The organism is uncultured Endozoicomonas sp. (assembly GCF_947495845.1).
Taxonomy (GTDB): domain Bacteria; phylum Pseudomonadota; class Gammaproteobacteria; order Pseudomonadales; family Endozoicomonadaceae; genus Endozoicomonas.
The window spans coordinates 16720-37393 of the sequence record NZ_CANMAO010000037.1 but is presented as its reverse complement, the minus strand read 5'-3'; the positions used below and the strand labels follow the sequence as shown (position 1 = coordinate 37393).

Below are 20674 nucleotides of genomic sequence, written 5' to 3'. Positions count from 1 at the left end.
TCTCACGGCCTGAATAAATGCCTGATGGGACAATCTCTAGAATCCAGCTTTAATGAATGAGCAGCGGGAATCGCTGTTGCTGGATAAGAGCGTCTTCATCAATCTGCCCATCCAGAAAGCCAGAACAACTACTGAGATATTTACTTGAGGCAGATGTCGCTTGTTTTGGAGCAGTTTTCAGATGTTCACACAGGTGATGAGCAAAGGGCTTTGCCAGATGATCAAGACGGATGAAGTCATCTTTAGAATCAGCAAGGTCATAGAGAGCATGGGCAAGAGCAAATTTGTAGGAAGCAACATTGCTGCCAAACAGAATAATACTGCGCCAGTAGTTATCGAGCGAAGGCTCTATCTGGTAGAACTTTGACATCCTTGCCTCGTTGTCAGTCCTTGTTAGAGCCTCCTATTAAATTACTTATGAAATCAAAATTAAATAAGTGATTTCATTTTGTTATATTCGAGTTGCCAAAAAAGTGACTGATTTTCGGGAGTGATATCTTGATGAAGGCAGTAGAAACGCTGGGTCAATAGTTATTAGCAGAATGATGGGTAGGCTATAAACGACAAAGTTAGCCAGAAGGATAACTGCGCAGTAAAAACTCTGCGCACCACACAAATAGGGAAATCATTCCACCCGCTCAACCCAAACAAAATTCCCACTCTCCAACACCTTCTCCCCAGACCACCGATAAGCCGACAGTTTGCCGCCGGGTCGTGCGACGCTGTAATCCACACAGACGACATTTTGGGCAAGAGGCGTTGGTGTGCCGTTCATCCAATAGTGGCCGACAAACAGTGGCGTGTTATCCCGGTAGCGGTAGACGCTATCGGGCAGCGGTGTTTCTGGAAGTGGGGCGTTGCCTGTGCCGATCACGGCGTCTTTCCAGGTGGTGGCGGTTTCATTCCACCATTGAATTCTGGCGGCTGTACGGCGGTTGCCTTTTTTATCGTTGAAGGCATAACCTGCCGGAAGTTCTACTTCGATGCCTTTGAGCAGGTATTCAATGGCGTCGTAGAGTGGGTGGGTTTTGTTCGATGCCGGTGCGTAGGCATCGGGTAATAAACAGTTTTCGTCGTTCAGCCATTGGGAGGCAGTGGTAAAGCTGGCGTGATGCCATACGGCGTGGATGATGCGAAGTTCTCCGAGGTCCAGAAACAGTGGCAGTGTGCGAAACCAGTCAATGGTTTGTTGATGTTCTGGTGAGTCAAAGGGGAGTTCATCCAGAAATTCCTGATGGTCTGTGACGTTCTTTACTTTTGCGTGAGGTCGGAGGTAGTCACCATCCGATCCGGGTGTAGCAAAGCAGATGGCGTTGAATTCGTGGTTGCCCATCACGGCCAAGGCAGTTTGGTTTTCCACCATGGCTTTGCAGATTTCGATGGTTTTCTTTTGCTGGTGACCACCGTCAATAAAGTCTCCGACAAAGATGGCTTGTCTGTCAGGGTGGCGGTAAACGTCGTTGGTCTTCTGGTAGTCCATTTTCTGCAGCAGTTGTTCAAGCTCATCAGCCTGACCGTGAATGTCTCCGATAATGTCGTACATGGTTTTCTCTTATTGTTTTGGGTTGTGGGTTTTGAGTTATGGGTTTTGAGTTATGCGTTATGTGTGGTACCAAGCCAGTTGAGCACTTCATCGGCATCCAGTGTACTTGAATATTGGGGGAGATGGTTTTGCATGAAGTTTTCTTTTAGTTCGTGTTCGTCTGATTGAAGTTGCTCTTCTCGTTGGCGAAGTGTTTTGAGCTGTTGTTGATGTGCTTTTTGAGAAAGCACTCCTTGTTTGAGTTGTTGTTTGGCGGTCTGTTTTTGTTGTTTCAGTCGTGTTTTCTCGTCTCTGATTTTATGCAGAGCGGTTTTTAAGCCATCTGGCTTGTACAATTGATGTTGCAGAGCATCTTGTTGAACCTGAAGCTCCCGGGCTGCGTGGTAAAGGCGGGTTAATAACTCTCTGGCCAGATCTTCCCCGAGAGAGGTTTGGTAGTCTTTCTTTGCCCTGGCAAAGTAAGGGATATGCGGCGCTGAACAGCTCAAACCCGTTATTGGGTCGGTGATGGTTACGGTAAGGTCAGAATGGGAGCGGTCAGTGATTGAACCGTGAATGGTGATACGATTGATGATGACAGATATTGGGGTAGACATAGTGCATCTCCTGTTTAGCGATTTTTGTTAAGCGCCTGCAAGTGGGAATAAATGAGCGCATATATTTAGCCTATAGAGCGCAGTTGTTACAGTCAATGCGCGCCCAAGTGGAATTACGTAAGGAAAGCCCGATGTTACAAGTGATTTTTTCTGCTACCAACGCCTTCTGTAAATATATGAAGGAAGATCTGGCTCGTTTACCCAGCCCGGACGGTAAACGAATCGGTACCCAGTCCATCACCACCGACGCAAATACCATTTCCTGGCAAGTGCATGCCATTAAGGGCGTTGGACGACGGAGAAACTATACGGATGTGATTGCGGTAGAAGCCCGTAGCCGCTATGCCATTTTGTTTTCTCATCCGCAATTCAATAACCTTGAAGACTTTGTGGAGCGGTTTAGCAGTCGCTGGGCATATGAGGGTGTGGATATGGCTGTGGAGAGCGGTGCTGCGGTAGAAGAGCAGGTTCAGACTATGTTTGATCAGTTTCTGGCTATGGAGAAAGAGATTTTCTTCTGCCGGAATACCGATCTTAGCGTGAATGGCCACGTTTCTGATGCGGATTGGTGGTTGAGCGGTAGTTATGAGAATTATGGGCACAATATTCTGACGGAGCCTGAAGAGATCTGGCTGGGGATGGAACGCATTAACTGTGTTCATAAAAAAGCGAAACCGTTTCCGGGAGCCAGACATCAGGAGTCGTTTATTCCCATGTCCCGAATGGTGGATGACTGGCTTTTCCGGTTTGCCAGAGGGCTTTCTCAATGGGATTATCCACAAACACCGGATGGCGACTTTCCTAATCCTTTTCCAATATCCACAGATGCTGATGAGAAGATGGTGATTGTGAAAAAGCCTGAATCTTATCCTGTGCCCGATAATGTGATTAGTCTTGATGAGGCGCGCAAACGGAAAAGCCGTGTTTGACTGTCCTTATTTCTTCCCCGCCGCCAGCCGGTTGATTCAGAGACAGCTCCTAACTATTGAGCAGAGTTTTTCGCATTATGATGAATAAAAGCACTCCTCCCGCTAAACAGTCCATGGACTACGCCCAGCTCCTCGAAGCACTGAACCAGGCCAGTACGTTTGATCTGTTTCGGTTGAGCTCCATGATCAATCGGGAGCTGGACTCGTCTGAACGGATTGATCGAATCAAAGCCGCACTGACCATCGGGCAAAAACTGAGTTATTTTGACAGCAACAGTAACTCACTCCATGACTGTGAAGTCCTGCAGCTGAATCAGAAACGGGCACTGGTGCTGGATTTTAGCGATGGCAAACGTTGGAAAGTTCCCTATTACACGCTCAATCTCGAAGGTGCTGATGTTCGTATTCATCATGAAGCGGAAGAGGGCCTGAGCCGCCATGCCATTTCTGTTGGCGATGTGCTGGGCTTTAAAGACAAACACGGACGGGAACATTTTGGCCATGTGCTGCGTCTAAATACACAGACAGTCACTCTGAAGGTGGAAGAAGTGCAGTGGCGGGTTGGGTATATGTTTCTCTACCGGGTTCTCGAGGGGCAGGGTGATCAGGAAGGTGAGTTGTTGATTGAAGGCGAACGTGCCGAGCAGCACGATGAGGTTAATCAGGGGACGTTGCTTGAGTAAACAGCTTCAATATTGTCCAGACAATCATTTAATAGTTTATTACCATTAACTACTTCAAGAATTCTCATGAGTGAATATCAGTATTATGAGTAAGTGGCGGTTGACCGGCAGCTGTCCAGAGAAGAAATGGATTATCTCCGGGGGATATCCAGCCGGGCGCAGATCTCCTCGCCCCGGTTCTGTAACACCTATAACTACGGTGATTTGAAAGCCGATCCGAGACAGTTGTTGGCGAAGTTCTTTGATGCGTATGTTTATGTGTCGAACTTTGACTGCAAAATCTTCGCGATCAAAGTGCCTCGAAATCTGCTGGATGAAGCTCTGTTGGGCATCTGCTGGCTTCAGCGCGGGAGCTGAAGAAAAACGCCCGCGAAAGGGCGCTGGAACAAAAACGAAAGCAGCAACAGGAAACTGCAGAAACCGTCGCAGCAAATGAAGATCTGTACTGGCGTCGGGTGGAAGAGCTTTTTGGTGAACGTGGTAGTTCTGCTGTGTATTCAGAACTGTCGGCAAAGCTTGGGGATCTGCAGCTCATGGCAACGGTGTTTGAAAAGCAAGCCGGCTATGATCGAAAACTGGATGAGTTGAAGCAGCGTTATAAGAAAAAGGTCAGCCATTGGCAGGCCATAAGACGCGGATAATTGGGGATTGTCCGATCTCGGTGTTAAGAGGTCGGATCCTTATGTATTTCTCTGGTATCGATAAACCATACATTGGTTTTTATAATAGTGATGTTGGTTGTATTGAGAATATCATCGATGCTCCGAAGGGACTGCTGCGAGCAGTAAGATATCTGGAAGCGAGATTGCAGTTCCCATTACTGCAGAAACATGGGGTTTTGGGTTCTCAGTATTTAATCACAGTACCAAAGCATCTGGATGGCCAGTAAACCAATGATTCTATTACATAAAACATATATTGGTTTTTAAAATAGAATTATTGGTTTATACTTAGAGAATCACCAATACAGTGGGGCTTCATATATGTTTGTCCTGAAGGGAATACTGCGAGCAGAGAGTCAGGAAAAAATACTCATTTACTTGATGCTCAGAAGCTCTGGTTATGGCAAAGGGATTGCTGAATTCTTCGGACTTTCCCAAAATACAGTACAAAAGCAGTTAATCCGAATGGAAGATGATGGCGTTGTTGTCAGCCATCTCATTGGCAGGCTCAGAGAATACCGGCTCAATCCAAGGTATGCCTTTTTGACACCAATGAAAGAATTACTGAAAGTTGCTATGGAAGCCTACCCGGAAACAGTCATTCAAAGCTTACTAATGACTCGGAATAAACCACGGGGCGCTGGGAAACCTCCTGTTAGCGCTCGTTTATGAAACGTGAAGGATGAGTTCGAAGAGTTTTGTAACCAAGAAGGTGAAGCGGATTCTGTTAAAATCTTAAACAGATTGTATCGATTGGCGAAAGATCAGGGCGTTAATAATATGGATACGATGCAAGCGTTAATTCTGAGAGAGTTGATGCAGCGGATTTAAACGACAAATTGTATCTATTGACGTTGTAAGCCACAAATATCCCACAACGGGCGTCGATTTTGATCGATAATTGTACTTTTGTGCTATATCGATGGTTATGCATAAAGTTCGATAAATCAATGGGTTATAGGTGTTTTAAAAATGCGTCAAAGTCTAAATATGTACTATAGATCCACTCCGGAGGCAGAGGTCAGAGGTTCCTGGCTTCAGGACGATCTGTGATGTTTTTGATGGAAACTTGATTGTTCAGCGTCCAAAAATCGTAGATGACACCAAAGCCAAACAAACCAAGTGTAAACAGATACAGTATCCCGGATATCCACTTCCCCAAATACATCCGGTGAACACCGAATAGACCTAGAAATACCAACAGAATCCATGCAATAGAGTAATCATAATTGCCGCTATGGAAGCGCAGGTCGGCCTCGCGATCCATTGATGGAATCAGGAATAGATCAATCAGCCAACCAATACCACAGAGGCCCAGGGTAAATAGCCAAATAGTACCTGTCACGGGTTTGCCGTAATAAAAGCGGTGTGAGCCGAGAAAACCAAAAATCCAAAGCACGTAGCCAATGGTTTTGCTGTGGGTATCGTTCATTTTTATGACCTGAACCAGAAAAAACAGAAATGATGCAAACCAACTTACAGCAGTCTCCGTATTTTGTCGCCCATGTATTTATACCCGTCGCCTTTCAAGTTGCTACGTTCGCTCACTTGCCGCCGCGTAGCAACTTGAAATCCTTTGGGTATAGAGCACTGTTTCCTATTAGTTAAAAGGCCACTTCTTTTTCTAGGAAAGGTTGTGGGATTTGATATGTTTGCCCTTATCGTAAGTGCCCAGCCATATGAAATCATATTTTCTGACTCATTGATCAGACGCTCTGGCTGCGTTGCAACTCTGGTCACATAGCTCGCTATGCTCCCGCCGTTGCACCTTGCAGAGAACCTGATCAACAAGCCAGAAATATTCGATTCCATATGGCCGGGTACTTATTAACCAATAATATTTGACCATAGTATGGGGAAATAAGTGGCTTTAGGTTCATTAGATAAACGCAATGCAAATACGCTGGTGGTTCTGGATTTCGAAACCACCGGTCTATCCCCTAATATGGGCGACCGCGCAATCGAGATTGGTGCGGTGTTGGTGGAGAATGGTCGTATAACCGATCGCTTCCAGCAGTTGATGAATCCCGGATTTCGTATCAGTGGTTTTATTGAGAGCTATACCGGCATCACCAATGCCATGGTGTCCGGTGCTGAGTCTGGCGCATTGGTGATGAAAGATTTTGCCGAGTTTATCCGGGGCCATAATCTTGTGGCACATAATGCCGCATTTGATCAGAAGTTTCTGGATGCTGAAATGTCGGCAGCCAGAGCCCGCTATGATGGCTCTTTTGCCTGCTCAATGTTGATTGCACGACGGTTGTATCAGGATGCCCCGAATCATCAGCTGGGTACGCTGGTAAAATACAACCGGTTGCCAACAGAAGGTGTGTTCCACCGTGCGTTGGCAGATGCAGAGATGACAGGCCATTTGTGGCTGAAAATGCTGGATGACCTGAAATATAAGCATCAGGTGTCTGATGTTTCCTTTGGGTTGATGAAAACGTTGTCCCGCACCGCTAAATCGGGAGTTGGTTCATTTTTGCTGCGACAACGTCTAGACAGTCGCATCTGAAGCCCGGCATCCCCGGAATATATCCTTAGGATTTGTCCTAAAATAACTTCCACATTTCAATTAACGTTGTCCGAAAAGCTGGAGCTACCTGCGCTTTTACGGACCACGGACCACGGACTACGTATAGCAGTCCCAACGATGCTGCAAGGCCACTGTAAATGTGGATCTTATTTCGGGACAGTTCCTTAATCACCTTTCGAAAGGGCGTGGTGTTATACTTCACCTCTGTTTTATTTGGATAAGCTCATGGCAAAGATTGGTCGAGTGAATCACCTGAAGGTGGTGAATATTCTGGATTTTGGTGCGTTTCTGGATGGTGGCAGGCTGGAAGATATCCTGATGCCGAAACGCTTTGTGCCAGAAGACTGTAAAGTGGGTGATGAACTGAAGGTCTTTGTCTATCTGGATTCTGACGATGTGCCCATTGCAACAACTTTGCGCCCTAAGGCTCAGGTGGGTGAGTTTGCCTGTCTTAAAGTGATGGATACTAACCGGGTGGGTGCGTTTCTTGATTGGAATATGCCCAAAGAGCTGCTCGTACCGTTCAGTGAGCAGAAAGAGCGCATGGTTAAAGACCAGTTTTATGTCGTCTATGTGTATCAGGAGCAGCAGAGCTACCGTATTGTTGCTTCTTCAAAAATCAGTAAATTCTTCAGCAATGAGCCACATAATTACACCAACGGACAACAGGTGCCGTTGATGATTTGTGATCGTACCGATATCGGTCATACAGTTATTGTGGATAACAAATACCTTGCCGTGTTGTTTGATCAGGACATTGATCAGCCCATCCGCATGGGGATGAAGTTTGACGGTTATATCAAGCGGGTTCGCCCCGATCAGAAGTTGGATGTGTGCCTTAAAAAGCCCGGGTTTGATAAGCAGGAAATGAAAGGCCTGGGTGGTGAGATCATGCAACGGTTAAAGGCAGAGGGCGGTTTTCTGCCGTTTAATGACCGTTCCGACCCGGAGACTGTGAAAAGAGAGTTTTCTGTCAGCAAACGGGTCTTCAAGATGGCTATTGGGGGCTTGTACAAAGAGCGTCTGATTCGGATTGAAGACGACGGGATTCACTTGTTGTAATACCAATTCTGCTTTTAAATTATGGGCTGCGCAGCCATTTTGACCGACTGGATCATCGTTGAAGTTCCTCGCCATAGCTATGGCTATGACTCGTCTCTTCGCCTTGCCCAGTCGCCCAAAATAACTTGCTCTCTCCATAATTTAAAAGCGACATTGGTATACCATTCTCATCTAAAATCATCGCTGCTCCTTTCTCTGCAATCATTACCGTTGGCGCATGAATGTTGCTGCCGGTGATGGTTGGCATAATGGAGGAGTCGATGACTCTTAAGTTATCCACACCATGCACTTTTAGCTGGTGGTCGACGACGGCATCGTCTTCCAGTCGGCCCATTTTGCAGGAGCCAGCGGTGTGATACACGGTTTCTACGTGGTCTCTCAAGTATTGGCGAATGTCATCATCGGTTTTAATGTGAGTGCCGGGCAGCTCTTCTTCGCCACGAAAATCGTTCATGGTCGTTTGATTAAGAATATCCCGCCCGATTTTTACGCCATTGATTAGCGCATTCAGTTCTGTTTCATCCTGAAAATAGTTGGCTTCAATTTTGGCTTTGCTGAACGGATTGTTGTCTCGAAGCAGTACACGACCGCGGCTTTTTGGTCTCATATGACAGACGTGGAGCACATAGCCCGCTTTCATGGAGGTGTTCAAACCTTCGCCGTGAGGGTTCATGCGAATAGCGGCAAACTGTAGCTGCAAATCCGGTATGGGTTGAGATGGGTCGGATTTGATAAAGCCACCGCAATCCGTTGGTGTAAAAATCAGTGGCTCAGCGCCGGTGAAGTACCGCTTGAAGAACTTAAACAGTGGCGGGCTCCAGGGAGCGGTAGCGAAGGAAGTGTTACTTTTATCCTGAAAGCGGAGCAGGATGTCTGGATGATCTTGAAGGTTTTCTCCGACGCCGTTCAGGTTGTGTACCACAGGAATATCGTGGTGTTTTAATTCAGCTTCAGGACCAATGCCGGAGAGTTTAAGAATCTGGGGAGAATTGATCACACCGGCGGAAAGGATAACTTCTTTTTTTGCCAGTACCTGTTGTACCGGAAAGTTTCCATCAAAAAATTCCACACCGTTGGCTACGGGTTTTTCACCATCAGTATTAAATAGAATACGGCTGACGTGTGCATTCTGGATAATGGTCAGGTTAGAGCAGTCTTCAATAGGGTCTAAAAAGGCTGTGGCCGCATTACACCGTTTTCCTTCTGGGGTTTGTGTGACCTGAAAATATCCACAGCCTTCTTGATCTGGCTGGTTGAAATCGTTATTTAATTTAAAGCCAGCTTTATTGCAGGATTCGATAAAAGCATCGCAGACGGGGAAGTGATAGTTGGTGTCGGAAACATCCATTTCTCCTTCTATGCCATGGTGTTCCGATTCACCACGCGCCTGACGCTCCGACTTTTTAAAGAAGGGGAAGATGCTTTGGTAATCCCATCCTTCATTGCCCAGCTCAGCCCAGTGATCAAAATCCCATGGATGACCACGTGTGTATATCATGGCATTAATTGAACTGGAGCCACCCATGACTTTGCCTCGGGGCCAGAAAAATGAACGACCACCGTTTTTTGCATCGGGTTCAGTTTTATAAAGCCAATTGTACTTTTTACTGTTCATCAGCTTCAGCATGTTGAACGGATTACAGTCACGCACCCAGTAGTTCTTGTCGGAACCGCCGGCTTCGATAAGGCAGACTTTGTTGTCAGGATTGGCAGAGAGGCGGTTGGCCAGCACGCAACCGGCAGAGCCGGCGCCGATGATGATGTAATCGTACATGAGAAAAGCTCACAGTTATTATTGTTATAGAGCTTGTTTAACCTATTAAGGCGGGAAGTACAATAAAAAGCCCGAACAGTGTTCGGGCTGGTAGGTTGGTCAGTGAAAGTTTACTTACCCCATCGTCGTATGGCGGCAGGCGTATAATCCGATTTGCTGGCCGTGTGGCCAAACTTCAAAGGCGCCTTGAAATTATTGGATATGCCGGTAGTCACATAACGACCAGAGGTTAGGTCGTAAAACACTTCCATGACAATCCATGGAACCTGATAGGGATTGTATTGCACGATATGAGCCATGCCCACCCGCCAGAGTTCACCCCGATTATCGTAAAGGTCTACCGTGGCAATCTGCCAGGTGTCTTCATCGATATAGAAGGTGCGTTTGCCATAAACGTGCCGCTCTCCCTCTTTCAGGGTGGCTTCTACAACCCAAACTCTGTGCAATTCATAGCGCAGTAAATCAGGATTCAGATGACCTTTCTGGATGATGTCAGCATTGCTCAGGTTTTTGTCATAGAGCGAATAGCTGTTGTAGGGAATGTAGATTTCTTTTTTGCCTTTTAGCGTCCAGTTGTACTTGTCTGGTGCGCCATTGAACATATCCAGATTATCCGATGTCTTCAGATTATCGGAGCTGGTGGCTGGGTTATCGTAGGAAATATTGGGCGCCCGACGAACACGACGCTGGCCCGGTAAATACTTCCATGCTTTACGAGGTTCGGCAACTTGATCAATGGGTTCGTGAACCAGCGTCACTTCACCGGCCATACGAGCCGGAGTCAGTACTTTGGACTTATAGAAAAAGAGCAGATTGGCGTCTTCTTCCAAATCCGTCACGCTCGGGAAAAAGTTCCAGATCGTCTGATTCGTGATCTCCCGGAATGATCCGTTGGCTTCAGCAATGATATGGCTAAGATTGAGATCCAGGCTCATGCCCCGATAGCGAAGCATGTGATTCCAGATAACATGAAGCCCATTTTCTGGCACGGGAAAGGGCACACCGCTCACCAGATTCTTCAGACCATTACCGCCTGTCAGCATTTCAGCGCTTTTGGCATTGGTCAGAGTTCCCTGATAATAAGTGTCCGGGTAGCTGGCGCTGCGCCGGGTTGGATACACCTTCATAGAAAAGGTATCCGGGTATTGCTTGAACATGGCCATCTGACCGCGGGTTAACTGACCTTTATATTGTTCAGCATTTTTGGCAGTGACAGTAAATCGAACGCTATCGCCTTTGAACGGATCAGCCATACTGCCATTGTCTTGCATTGCCCCATCACTGGTTTTAAGGCCTCCTGTCCAGGCGGGAATCGTGCCATCGCTGTTACCTGCTTTTTCAGCACCAACGGGAGTTAGCGTATCGCCCTGAAGGCTGGTTACGGCATCCGACAGAACCAGGGTGGATACCGTCAGAAGCACTGTGGTCAGCATCATTCTTACGGTAGATAGTAACGACATCAATTTCTGTAAAGTGTGCATGGTTAGTTCCCCCGATCAGAAGCTGGCGCTTAGGCTGAAGCTTATGAAGTCGCGGTCATCCCGCGTGCTGTATTTGTTGTTACCAAAGAAGTTGGTATAGGCGAAGGCTGCCTTGTAGTTATCCAGATAGATGGCATCCAACCCCAGGGTGGTGGCCATTTGATCTTCTTCGAAGGCACCGCCGGGCATGTAGGCATAGCCGCTGACATCATGACGGAAAGAGAGCGACGGTTTAAACGTCACTGCTGGCAGGATGCCACTGTAGGTAAGGCCTGCCCTCAGGCGATAACCCCAGCTGTTGGAGGTGGTGTAGCCTTCGTCTTCACAGAACTCTCTGGTGATGTTGGCCCGGTATTGACAGTTACTGGCTGCAGGCCCTGTACCAAAGAGCCCGCTTCTGCCGTAGGTGTTGCCATCTTTTAGGTCACCAATATGTATAAAGCCTATTTCACCGGCAACGGATAATTCGGAAGCGCCCAATACCTGCGGGAAGGTGTTGATTGCCGAGAGTTGAATTTGGGTGACCGGTTTGAGGGCATAGCCTTGAGCAGGTTGACCATAAAGGGCGGGAGCTCCACCGCCGCCGGCAGCTGTCGCAATTAAATTATTGGTGTTTAATTGCAGTGGCATATCTGGGCGATAGCTGATTTCTCCAGCAACAGACCAACCGCTATCAAGGCTGCTGTTGAAACTTATGCCGTAGAGATCAATATCTTCAGGGAACGCTGCGTTATATTTTGGTCCTTGAACTGTGCCAACTCCTGGAAGAGGAAAGCCACCTGTTACAGACACAGTTGGATTAGCATTTGTTACGCTAAGATAAGGAAGACGACTGTGGTAGTTGATGTAATAAAAACCGAACTCACTGCCATTCAGTTCTTCGGCATAATACTTAACAGAAATACCCCATTGTCCACTATCACCAGGTAAGTCATCAGATGTTCGGTCAATAACTGATCTTCCGCTTATAAGAGGGTTTTCTTCTTGTGCATTGGATAAATCAGCCTGAGTATAGATGGGTTCACAACCAGGTTGTATCACATCCGAGGACGCAAAAAATGTATGGCATCCATCCAATACAGAAGCCCGCCATTTCAACTGATAGAAACTCTCAATGGTGATATCCGGCGTTAAACTAATACTGCCATAGAGCATTTCAACGGGAAGCAAGCCTTCTTTTAACTCCACTCCCGGGCGATTGAAAGCTGCAATATCAATAGGATTGATTGCGTTAATGCCGCCACTTAAAAATAATCCTTCACCCCAGGTCACCACCTGTTTTCCCAGACGAATATCGACCGGTTTATTGTCGATATCAAAGTAAGTCCACGCGTAGGCTTCCAGTAATTCAATACCACTGAAGCTGGCAAGATCATCAAAGCCCGTGTCGTCAAAATCGTTATAACGCCCGCTTTTTGTTTCCAGCCAATGGTCATACCAGTATTTGATGCTGCCTTTCACGCCGTAGTTCTGGTATTCCAGAGTCAACTCCGTGAGGCCTTTATACTGGTTGGAGATAACATCGCCTTTCTCAAAGTTCAGGCGTCCATTGTCAGCATTTACACCCACACCATTCCCATTAGGAATGTCGTCATTACCTTTACTTTCACCGTAGGTATAGAGGTTTTTGCTAGGGTCTGCAGTGCTAACGCTGATGCCAGCACTGAGCGTTGTGGTGATGGTGCCGTATATCTCACCATCTTTCAGTTCAAAGGTTTGGGCGGATGTATGACCAGATCCGTATGCCAACAATATGCTCAGGCATAGGGAAGGGAAATGTATGCGTCGGTTCACGGGCTTCCTTCCTCGTTATTATTTTATCCCATACTGCAGGTGCCACCGGCGACTCGTCTGATTCTGCTTTTATTCACTTCAGGCAGAACCGAAATCACACGTACAGATATCGAAAAAACTAACAACGGCAAGTAGCCGGGTGTTCCTCGTTGTTGAGCCAGCTTATCACTTGTGTCATGTATTGCAAACTTGTGTGGTTTTCTGGAGCCCTTGTAAAATGTGGGCTGTAGCGTTGTGATAAATACCAGGGTTGATATTGAGTGGTGACGCCTCAACAACGTATATACCCGTCGCCTTTCAAGTTGCTACTTTGTTGGCCGCGTTTATGCCCTCGGGTGCTCGCTCACCCCGATCACCTACTTATTGTAGGCTCACGGGACCCGAGGGCCTAAAGGCTTCGCTTACTTGCCGCCGCGTAGCAACTTGAAATCCTTTGGGCAGACAATCAATCAATGCTCAAACCGTGAGGCGTATTGGATGAATGAAGTACAGCGAAGTCTGGCAATTCAGGATGCCATTGAATGGTCGTTGATGCATGGTATGGCGCTGAAGTCGTCTATCGATTCAGCGAGGCATTGTGCGTTCAGTTTTGCGCCCACGTTAATTCAGCGTGATCGGTTTGAATTATTAAAATCGGTTGTGCCGCTGATGGGAAAATTGATTCACGGTGTTTCTGAGAATCACGAATTTCTTGAGCAAGCGATTAAGCCCCTGTGCAGTGGCGATGCGTTTTTTGCCAGTTTGATGTCATTGCATCAGGAAATTCATCGAGGCTCCGAAGCGGCTGAACGTATTCCCATGCTACTCATGCGCACGGATTTTATGGACGATGCTGAGCATGGTCCAAAGCTGATTGAATTCAATGGTATTGCTGCGGGTATGGGGCCTTTTGGTCAGCGAGCCCATGAGCTGCACAGTTATCTTCAATATCAGTGGCCTCAACAATTTAAACACTGGTCGGAGACAGAAACCCTTGAACTGGTGCCCAATCAGGGCATTGAAAACCTTGCCAAAGGCATTGCCGGTGCAGCGACGACGGTGAGAGCGCAGTCCGGCGAAAGTGGTCAGCCGTTGTTTATCATGGTGGTGCAGCCCGATGAAGATAATGTATACGACCAGCATCTTTTGGAAGAAGCGATTCAGAAAGAAGGCGTGAAGACGGTACGCCGAACGTTCCGGCAACTGTACGATCAACTGTCGTCTGGAGAAAATCACCGCTTGATGCTAGAAGGTTTGGGTGGTGTGGATGCCATTTACCTTCGCGCCGGTTATCAGCATTGCGACTATCACGCGGAAGATCTGGACGGTGGCCTTTGCTGTTCCAAACTGGGTAAGGTGCGTGTGATGATGGAACGCCATCGGGTGGCGTTAAATGCAACGGTGAGCCAGCAGCTGGCAACCAGCAAGCGGGTGCAAATGTTATTGTCTTCTATGGATGAAACAGCGCTTAATGCGTTTGGCCTGACGTTCGATGAAGCCGCCAGAATCAAACCGTTTCTTGGAGAAATGCGCCCGATTGATGAGGGTTCTGCGGACTGGTTTGAATCAGAGAATCCCCATAACTGGGTACTGAAAAATCAGGGAGAGGGCGGTGGCCACTGTGTGTTTGATGGCGATATTCTGCCTCGATTGAAAAGCCTCAAACCCGAAGAATTTTCCGCCTGGTCTTTGATGCGGAGGTTACATCCAAGGCATCGATCCAGCCCGGCGCTGGTGGTTCGAAACGGTGAAGCGGCGCCAGTGGATGATTTAATCAGTGAGATTGGCATGTTCACCCTGCACTTGGACGGGCACTCCCTGACCAGCGATCTGGGTTATGCCGGTTATCTAATCCGCAGCAAACCTTCCTCCGTGGCGGAGGGCGGTGTGCACAGCGGGCAGGGCTCAGTGGATTCTCTGGCCTATGCACTTTAAACCAGCTGCTCTTGTTTTAGCCAATCAAAGCAGTCTTCCAGCATCTCATTAATTGGTACGTCGTTTCGGTAGTTCAGTTCCGAAACGGCCTTACTGCTGCTGGCAACCACTCGCTTGGACACCAGTTTGGCCTTTTCGGTGGTGATCTCGGGCTCTTTGCCAGTGATCTTGGCGCCAAAATCAGAAACCTTGCCGAGCAGTCGTAAGGCCCATGCCGGAATGGTTCTCTGACGTTCTGGTTTGCCCATGAGCCGTGAGATGGTGTTGACCACTTCCAGAAACTTGCAATCCACACCGCCCAGAATGTAGTTCTCCCCGGTTTTCCCCTGTTCAAATGCTGCAATATGGGCTGCAGCCACTTCCCGAACATGGCAGTAAGAACCTTCGCCGGGTGGCACGCCGGGCAAGGTGTCGTTGCTGATCATGGAAAACAGCTGCGCCCAGCTCTGCCGATCGTGGGGGCCAATAATCGCACAGGGGTTGAGAATAACCGCATCCAGCTGGCGTTCCTCAACGGCTTTCTTTACCACCATCTCCCCAAGGTATTTCGTGCGAAGGTAGTTCACACCGCTGGTCATGGCGCTGGATGGTGATGATTCGTTGATAGTGCTCTGATGAAAACCGTAAGCAGAAATGGATGAGGTGTGGATAAACCGTTTTATCCGTTTCTCAAGCGCCGCATTGATCAGGTTTTCTGTCACCGTGACATTCATCCGATGTTGTCGCGCGTTATTGGCTGCCCACAGGCTGGTATCACCGGCCACATGGAAGATGGCATCAAGGTCTTTGGGTATTTTAGCGGAGAGATCAGAGGGGCTTTCGAGATCCACTTCCAGCAGGGTAACGTTCAGCGCCTGCAGATCTTTGATGTTGGAACTTGCCCGGTGAGTGGCGATCACTTCCCAGTGTTTATCCAGAAGCTGTTTGATCAGGTTGATACCCAAAAAACCACTGCCGCCGGTGACTAATGCTTTCATCATGCTCTCTTATTGTTGTTATTGGCCTGGTTCGCCATATTTCCAGAAAATACTATCCTTATCTACACAATTCCAACAAATGACATAGAAAGGACTGGATAGGGTGAATACCGAAGACATCATCAGCGCATTGTCCTCTTTTGAAGTGGGCAAACTTCCAAAAGCCGCATTGCAGGCCGCGGTCGCCAATCAAGACGCCGTTACACCCATACTGTTAGATCATCTTAAAGAGACGATTGCACTCGGGGATGACTTGCCAAAACATCACAACACCACTTTGTTGTTCTTTTCCGCTTACCTGTTGGCTCAATTTCGGGAGCCCAAGGCACTGCCTTTAATGGTGGAATTGGTGTCTGCCAGCCCAAAGACGGTAAGTCGGTTATTGGGTTATGTGATCAGTGAAAGCCTTGGTCGGATGTTAGCGTCAATAATGTCGAACGCCGAAGTTGATGCTATTGAGACGCTGCAGCCATTAATAGAGAACGATCACACTCACCCTCAAGTACGAAATGCAGCTCTGGGCGCATTGGTGACTCATGCCGCCTATGGGCAGATCACTGATGTCGCCTTGATGGACTACTTCGAGTCGCTCTATCAAGGCAAATTGGAAAGAAAACAGAATGCAGTCTGGGATGGTTTGATTTTCAATACAATGGTAGCGGGTTTGGTGGAGTTGGAAGCGGATGTGCTGAGTGTTCATCAAGAAGGGTTAATGGTTGAAACCATGCTGGATGAAGACGGAATAAAAACCATGCTGCAGGCTCACCCCGGTGAAATCAAAGCACCGTCGTACAAGAATCTTACGTATATTGATGACTGTGTATCCGAGCTGGAAAATTGGGCTGCCTTCATGAGTACTCCGGAAAAGGCTGTTCAACCGCAGGTAGCCGCTTCTGTGGCCACCCGTTCTGGTGAGGTTCAACACGTTAACCGACCTTGGCCCGCTAAAAAGCCGGTGAAAAGCAAAAGACCAATTGGTCAAAAGCAGGCGTTGTTCAAACCGCCCATGACACCATCAAAAGAACCATTGGTTCGTAATGGAGCTAAGGTTGGCAGAAATGATCCTTGTTTATGTGGTAGTGGGAAAAAATTCAAGAAGTGCTGTGGGTAACAGCACTTTTTTACCTCTGCTTGGTAAACGTCGCTGGTTTGGTCTTACACCATCAGCATGTGGTTATCCCACTGACACTGTGAATGCTTCACCATTTTCACTGTTTCCGCCCTGCCTTCAAAACACTCGAGAATCTGTATCTGACCGCGGCCGTCGCTAACGGCCAGTTGGCTTTTATTGATGGCGGCGATCCCCGCACAATCCTTTTGGTAGATAAACGTCTGAAGACGTCCGGTAGATTGCTGGATAAAAGCGATACGATTACCGCGAGGAGAAGTAACGGCTAAGGTATCCATATCCGGTAATACCGCAACACTGGCAATATAACTATTCAGCGCCATCCATTGTTCCGGAAGCGCTTCAACCGCCTTGATGGGTTGTCCAATCCGGTGAGTCGCCACCAATGGCAGCGCTTCATCATTCGTCCCCTGATATTGCATACCAATGGCCACCAGTCCATCGGGGGCGACATCAAGGTGTCTGATACTCAGTCGTGGATCAATAAAGCGCTGTTGATCGATTACCTTTCCAGAGCGTCTATCCAGATAAACCAGAGCTGGCTGAAGTGTTTGAGGGTTCAGTGTGGTTCTGCCGGCATCCGGGTGGGTTTGAATACCGCCAACAGCGATGACCAGGGTCTCACCATCAGGCATCAACTTCAGCTCGTGAGGCCCCGGCAGTAATAGTTGCCATTCACCGACTCTTTGATAGTTTTGTTCAGCGTCATAGATGCCAATAACACCATTTAATGTCGTGGTGTCGTTCTCAGTGGTATAGAGAAACTGCCCGTCGTGGCTAAAAACACCGTGGCCATAAAGGTGTCGTTGATTAGCTACCGCCACCGTTGATGATAACTTCTCATCGCGAAGATCGACGACATGAAACTGATAACCCAGGCGGCGCTCAAAGGCGACGATTTCTGAATAACCAGGTCGATGGCAGGCATCATGAAGACGACTTGGAACCGGTATTATTGTTGAATGATCAGAGAGTGGGTCATTCAAGCGAATGCTGAATTTTCCCTGAGTGTCTCTGGCAGCACTGACCAATACCCTGCGGTCACTCTGTGGTGAACAGCCTGTACCAATCAGACTGATGCCTGCCAGCACGGCTGCACTTTTTATAAACGTACGACGATACATTAATCACCATCGCTGGAGTTAAACCCGAGGGGCACGTGAAGATCTTTAGAAACCGCCACAACCGAAGCGTGCAGGTTGTCTACTTGGATTTTGAACTGCTTAAGATCTTCAATTTTATCCTGCTCAATCACTTCAGAAAAGCGATGGGGGAGTGTATCAACTGATTGGCTTAATGAATTCAGGCGATTGTTGATTTCCTGCCATTGTTCAGGATGGGTGTTACCCGTTTGTTGCGATGCCAACGCCGTCATGGCATGAAAAGTAGAAATCACCTGTCGAATATGTTCCAGAGACTGACCGCTGCGCCAGGATTCTGCGAGATAGAGATTGGTTCGCTTGTCGCTGAAAGGCAGAGAAAGCTCTTTCTTTAAGCGGGCCGTTTGAGAGTCTAGCGTGTTTAGTACCCAACCATCCAAACTCAGCGGATTTTCAGTGGCATTTTCCAGCGCAACCGCCTTGGTGAAGAAAGTACCATTTGATTGCCATTGCTGTTGTAGCTCCTGACTGTTGGCCAGAATCGATTCTGAGTTTTCTATGAGAAATTGACAGTAAGCAGAAGGTTTCTGATTAAGTGCTTCTAACACCTGCTGATCAAACAACAGGTATTCGGCAGCGGACAATCCTTGCAGAATAACGCTGTCAGACAGTATGGGAATCGGGTTTTCAGCAGCAACTCTGGCTTCGACCTTTCTTCCCGTCAGGTTCTTTTTATCGGGCCAGAATTGAAAACGCCAGCCTTCCATATTCTCTTCCAGCATCAGCTGGCTAAGCGTTTCTGAGGTTTGCCAGCGCAACATGGTTTTCTTCCACTGTGCCTGCAGTAAACCAATGTCGTTTGTGGCGTCAGGCTGGCAGAAGTCAGTGGTCAGCTGATTGTAAGCCGTTGACTCAGCGACTAACTGCTGCCAGGCCAGCTGAATTTGTTCTTCAATCAATAGGGTTATGGGTGAACGTGTTGGCTCTGTCATCACTGAGTCTGATGGGTTGCAACCCATCAGACCAAGGGAAAGAATCAAGAGAGAAAGTGATTTCTTCATAAGGACTCAACAAAACGAATGATGGCGTTGCGATCACTAGCGTCCATGGCCAGAACCTGCTCTTTAGCGTTGGCAGCTTCGCCATCGTGCCAGAGAATGGCTTCCATCAAGGTTCGGGCGCGGCCGTCGTGTAAAAAGCCGGCTGTTTCATCCACTTCATGGGTATGCCCAATTCCCCAAAGCGGTGGCGTGCGCCATTCACGATCATCGGCAAGATATTCCGGTCGATGGTCTGCCAGGCCTTCCCCCATATCGTGAAGTAACATGTCGGTGTAAGGCCAGATTTTCTGGTTTGCTTGTTCGGCATCTGCGTCAGCGCCAACGGTGAATGATGGAGTATGACAAGATGCACATCCAGCGTCGTAAAAAATCTGTTTGCCTTTGAGAACCTTAGCGTCTTTAGCATCCGGACGAACCGGCACGGCAAGGTTGCGGGTATAGAACGTGACTTTATCAAGGATGTTATCAGAGACTTCCGGATGCTCACCGGCCATTAATTCGTGGCAGCGAGTTTGATCAGGCGTACAGTTTTCTTCCATAAAGAGGTGGGTGGTTAAGCCCATATCGCCATTAAATGCGCCGGAATTTTGTTGTTTCAGCGTTGGTTGGCCTGCTTTCCAGCCAAAGCGACCCAGTGTCGTTTTCTGCTGCTCTACATCCCATACCTGATTGGGTTTACCGGAGATACCATCGTCGTTTTCATCATTTACATCGGCATTGGCGAGAATGTCGTTTTCTGAAATGGCTTCCAGTAAACCAAGTCCTATCATCGGTGGTGCAATGCGGGCAGACATCATAATGTCACCATACTCATCGGATGACAGAGGCCCATAGCCCAAGTCTTCAATCGTGATGACCGGCTTTCTGAGTTCCACGGTTTCACTATCAGAGAACTGCACGTCATGATATGTGTAATTCACACGAACACGACCTTCAGCAATGCCGCCTGGCAATGTGAAGTCTTGCAATTGCCCTCCATAGACAGGATGTGGCATGACGCTCTGATCTGGACGTAACGTCTTACCTTCCGGTGTTGGAATGCTCAGGCGAACCAGCATGGATACGCGGTTCAATTCACCATCATTCGGTGCATGACCTCGCCCATCTTTGATATGACAGTTCTGGCAACCGTTAGTGTTGAACAATGGCCCAAGCCCATCTCGAGCATCAGTGCTGGCTGGTGCTGCAACCCAAGGGTTACGGAAAAAGCTATTGCCGACGCTGAAATCAAGACGACGAGTGATGGCCATATTGCCGGAAGGTAGCGAGAAGGCATTACGACCTTTGGCGTTCACTGAAGACTCGCCACCAGGACGTTCTTCGCCAACTTCGTAGGCTATTTTTTCGGTTTTATTACAGCCCGAAAGCCCCGATGCCACTACTAGAAAAGCGGCCGGGGCTATAAAGGCGAACCGTAAGGTTCGAAGATCCAT

At 47.9% G+C, this 20674-nt stretch carries 20 protein-coding genes; 9 read left to right on the top strand and 11 right to left on the bottom strand.

What is annotated here, in order from left to right:
* Positions 1-49 precede the first annotated feature (49 nt).
* From Q1B11_RS18130 to Q1B11_RS18120, 3 genes are all read right to left on the bottom strand, one after another.
* Positions 50-370: a hypothetical protein gene (locus Q1B11_RS18130; protein ID WP_299735020.1), complete on the bottom strand. Its 321-nt coding sequence runs from the start codon at positions 368-370 to the stop codon at positions 50-52.
* A 255-nt stretch (positions 371-625) separates the two neighbouring features.
* Positions 626-1543 carry a metallophosphoesterase gene (locus tag Q1B11_RS18125; RefSeq protein WP_299735018.1) on the bottom strand — a complete coding sequence of 306 codons (918 nt, stop codon included), beginning with the start codon at positions 1541-1543 and terminating at the stop codon, positions 626-628.
* A 50-nt stretch (positions 1544-1593) separates the two neighbouring features.
* Positions 1594-2139, bottom strand: a complete 546-nt coding sequence (locus Q1B11_RS18120) for a hypothetical protein (protein WP_299735015.1) — start codon at positions 2137-2139, stop codon at positions 1594-1596.
* A gap of 131 nt (positions 2140-2270) precedes the next feature.
* Between Q1B11_RS18120 and Q1B11_RS18115 the strand changes: the two genes are divergently transcribed.
* The 5 genes from Q1B11_RS18115 (at position 2271) to Q1B11_RS18095 (ending at position 5085) form a co-directional block, all read left to right on the top strand.
* Positions 2271-3068 carry a hypothetical protein gene (locus Q1B11_RS18115; protein WP_299735013.1) on the top strand — a complete coding sequence of 266 codons (798 nt, stop codon included), beginning with the start codon at positions 2271-2273 and terminating at the stop codon, positions 3066-3068.
* A 77-nt stretch (positions 3069-3145) separates the two neighbouring features.
* Positions 3146-3751: a hypothetical protein gene (locus tag Q1B11_RS18110; RefSeq protein ID WP_299735011.1), complete on the top strand. Its 606-nt coding sequence runs from the start codon at positions 3146-3148 to the stop codon at positions 3749-3751.
* Between the two features lie 93 nt (positions 3752-3844).
* On the top strand, positions 3845-4108 hold the full coding sequence (locus tag Q1B11_RS18105; protein WP_299735008.1) for a hypothetical protein: 264 nt from the start codon (positions 3845-3847) through the stop codon (positions 4106-4108).
* 98 nt (positions 4109-4206) lie between these two features.
* Positions 4207-4392, top strand: a complete 186-nt coding sequence (locus Q1B11_RS18100; RefSeq protein WP_299735006.1) for a hypothetical protein — start codon at positions 4207-4209, stop codon at positions 4390-4392.
* A gap of 342 nt (positions 4393-4734) precedes the next feature.
* Positions 4735-5085 carry a winged helix-turn-helix domain-containing protein gene (locus tag Q1B11_RS18095; RefSeq protein WP_299735004.1) on the top strand — a complete coding sequence of 117 codons (351 nt, stop codon included), beginning with the start codon at positions 4735-4737 and terminating at the stop codon, positions 5083-5085.
* A gap of 349 nt (positions 5086-5434) precedes the next feature.
* Here Q1B11_RS18095 and Q1B11_RS18090 read toward each other — a convergent pair whose 3' ends face one another.
* Positions 5435-5845, bottom strand: coding sequence for a TM2 domain-containing protein (locus tag Q1B11_RS18090; RefSeq protein ID WP_299735003.1), 411 nt, complete (start codon positions 5843-5845; stop codon positions 5435-5437).
* 432 nt (positions 5846-6277) lie between these two features.
* On the opposite strand from Q1B11_RS18090, the gene Q1B11_RS18085 reads away from it, so the two are divergent.
* Together Q1B11_RS18085 and Q1B11_RS18080 are read left to right on the top strand one after the other, a co-directional pair.
* Positions 6278-6928 (top strand): 3'-5' exonuclease, encoded by a 651-nt coding sequence (locus tag Q1B11_RS18085; protein ID WP_299735000.1) that lies wholly within the window; start codon positions 6278-6280, stop codon positions 6926-6928.
* Positions 6929-7174: 246 nt separating this feature from the next.
* Positions 7175-8011, top strand: a complete 837-nt coding sequence (locus Q1B11_RS18080) for a S1-like domain-containing RNA-binding protein (RefSeq protein ID WP_299734998.1) — start codon at positions 7175-7177, stop codon at positions 8009-8011.
* A 52-nt stretch (positions 8012-8063) separates the two neighbouring features.
* Here Q1B11_RS18080 and Q1B11_RS18075 read toward each other — a convergent pair whose 3' ends face one another.
* The 3 genes from Q1B11_RS18075 to Q1B11_RS18065 all read right to left on the bottom strand — a co-directional run bounded on the left by Q1B11_RS18075 (position 8064) and on the right by Q1B11_RS18065 (position 13015).
* Positions 8064-9785, bottom strand: a complete 1722-nt coding sequence (locus Q1B11_RS18075; RefSeq protein ID WP_299734995.1) for a GMC family oxidoreductase N-terminal domain-containing protein — start codon at positions 9783-9785, stop codon at positions 8064-8066.
* Positions 9786-9895: 110 nt separating this feature from the next.
* Positions 9896-11266: a DUF1329 domain-containing protein gene (locus tag Q1B11_RS18070; protein WP_299734993.1), complete on the bottom strand. Its 1371-nt coding sequence runs from the start codon at positions 11264-11266 to the stop codon at positions 9896-9898.
* 15 nt (positions 11267-11281) lie between these two features.
* A complete protein-coding gene (locus Q1B11_RS18065) occupies positions 11282-13015 on the bottom strand; it encodes a DUF1302 domain-containing protein (protein ID WP_299734991.1) in 1734 nt (577 codons plus the stop codon).
* A gap of 522 nt (positions 13016-13537) precedes the next feature.
* Here Q1B11_RS18065 and Q1B11_RS18060 point away from each other — a divergent pair.
* Positions 13538-14974, top strand: a complete 1437-nt coding sequence (locus Q1B11_RS18060) for a glutathione synthase (RefSeq protein ID WP_299734990.1) — start codon at positions 13538-13540, stop codon at positions 14972-14974.
* On the opposite strand, the gene Q1B11_RS18055 is transcribed toward Q1B11_RS18060, so the two are convergent.
* On the bottom strand, positions 14971-15954 hold the full coding sequence (locus Q1B11_RS18055) for an NAD-dependent epimerase/dehydratase family protein (protein WP_299734988.1): 984 nt from the start codon (positions 15952-15954) through the stop codon (positions 14971-14973). The genes Q1B11_RS18060 and Q1B11_RS18055 overlap by 4 nt on opposite strands.
* A gap of 100 nt (positions 15955-16054) precedes the next feature.
* Here Q1B11_RS18055 and Q1B11_RS18050 point away from each other — a divergent pair, with 100 nt between their 5' ends.
* The gene (locus tag Q1B11_RS18050) at positions 16055-17062 is read left to right on the top strand and encodes a DUF1186 domain-containing protein (RefSeq protein ID WP_299734985.1); all 1008 of its coding nucleotides are present in this window, start codon (positions 16055-16057) and stop codon (positions 17060-17062) included.
* 44 nt (positions 17063-17106) lie between these two features.
* Here Q1B11_RS18050 and Q1B11_RS18045 read toward each other — a convergent pair whose 3' ends face one another.
* The 3 genes from Q1B11_RS18045 to Q1B11_RS18035 are packed head-to-tail and all read right to left on the bottom strand — an operon-like array spanning position 17107 to position 20674.
* Positions 17107-18204, bottom strand: coding sequence for a DUF1513 domain-containing protein (locus tag Q1B11_RS18045; RefSeq protein ID WP_299734982.1), 1098 nt, complete (start codon positions 18202-18204; stop codon positions 17107-17109).
* Positions 18204-19241 (bottom strand): imelysin family protein, encoded by a 1038-nt coding sequence (locus Q1B11_RS18040; protein ID WP_299734980.1) that lies wholly within the window; start codon positions 19239-19241, stop codon positions 18204-18206. Before Q1B11_RS18040 ends, Q1B11_RS18045 begins: the two co-directional genes overlap by 1 nt.
* Positions 19238-20674 (bottom strand): di-heme oxidoredictase family protein, encoded by a 1437-nt coding sequence (locus Q1B11_RS18035; protein WP_299734978.1) that lies wholly within the window; start codon positions 20672-20674, stop codon positions 19238-19240. The genes Q1B11_RS18040 and Q1B11_RS18035 overlap by 4 nt, the downstream gene beginning before the upstream one ends.

Coding starts and splice junctions, on each gene's coding strand:
- Q1B11_RS18055 (WP_299734988.1), bottom strand. CDS start 15,954: ATGATGAAAGCATTAGTCACCGGCGGCAGTGGTTTTTTGGGTATCAAC.
- Q1B11_RS18070 (WP_299734993.1), bottom strand. CDS start 11,266: ATGCACACTTTACAGAAATTGATGTCGTTACTATCTACCGTAAGAATG.
- Q1B11_RS18080 (WP_299734998.1), top strand. CDS start 7,175: ATGGCAAAGATTGGTCGAGTGAATCACCTGAAGGTGGTGAATATTCTG.
- Q1B11_RS18060 (WP_299734990.1), top strand. CDS start 13,538: ATGAATGAAGTACAGCGAAGTCTGGCAATTCAGGATGCCATTGAATGG.
- Q1B11_RS18090 (WP_299735003.1), bottom strand. CDS start 5,845: ATGAACGATACCCACAGCAAAACCATTGGCTACGTGCTTTGGATTTTT.
- Q1B11_RS18040 (WP_299734980.1), bottom strand. CDS start 19,241: ATGAAGAAATCACTTTCTCTCTTGATTCTTTCCCTTGGTCTGATGGGT.
- Q1B11_RS18075 (WP_299734995.1), bottom strand. CDS start 9,785: ATGTACGATTACATCATCATCGGCGCCGGCTCTGCCGGTTGCGTGCTG.
- Q1B11_RS18095 (WP_299735004.1), top strand. CDS start 4,735: ATGTTTGTCCTGAAGGGAATACTGCGAGCAGAGAGTCAGGAAAAAATA.
- Q1B11_RS18115 (WP_299735013.1), top strand. CDS start 2,271: ATGTTACAAGTGATTTTTTCTGCTACCAACGCCTTCTGTAAATATATG.
- Q1B11_RS18130 (WP_299735020.1), bottom strand. CDS start 370: ATGTCAAAGTTCTACCAGATAGAGCCTTCGCTCGATAACTACTGGCGC.
- Q1B11_RS18125 (WP_299735018.1), bottom strand. CDS start 1,543: ATGTACGACATTATCGGAGACATTCACGGTCAGGCTGATGAGCTTGAA.
- Q1B11_RS18110 (WP_299735011.1), top strand. CDS start 3,146: ATGATGAATAAAAGCACTCCTCCCGCTAAACAGTCCATGGACTACGCC.
- Q1B11_RS18035 (WP_299734978.1), bottom strand. CDS start 20,674: ATGGATCTTCGAACCTTACGGTTCGCCTTTATAGCCCCGGCCGCTTTT.
- Q1B11_RS18120 (WP_299735015.1), bottom strand. CDS start 2,139: ATGTCTACCCCAATATCTGTCATCATCAATCGTATCACCATTCACGGT.
- Q1B11_RS18045 (WP_299734982.1), bottom strand. CDS start 18,204: ATGTATCGTCGTACGTTTATAAAAAGTGCAGCCGTGCTGGCAGGCATC.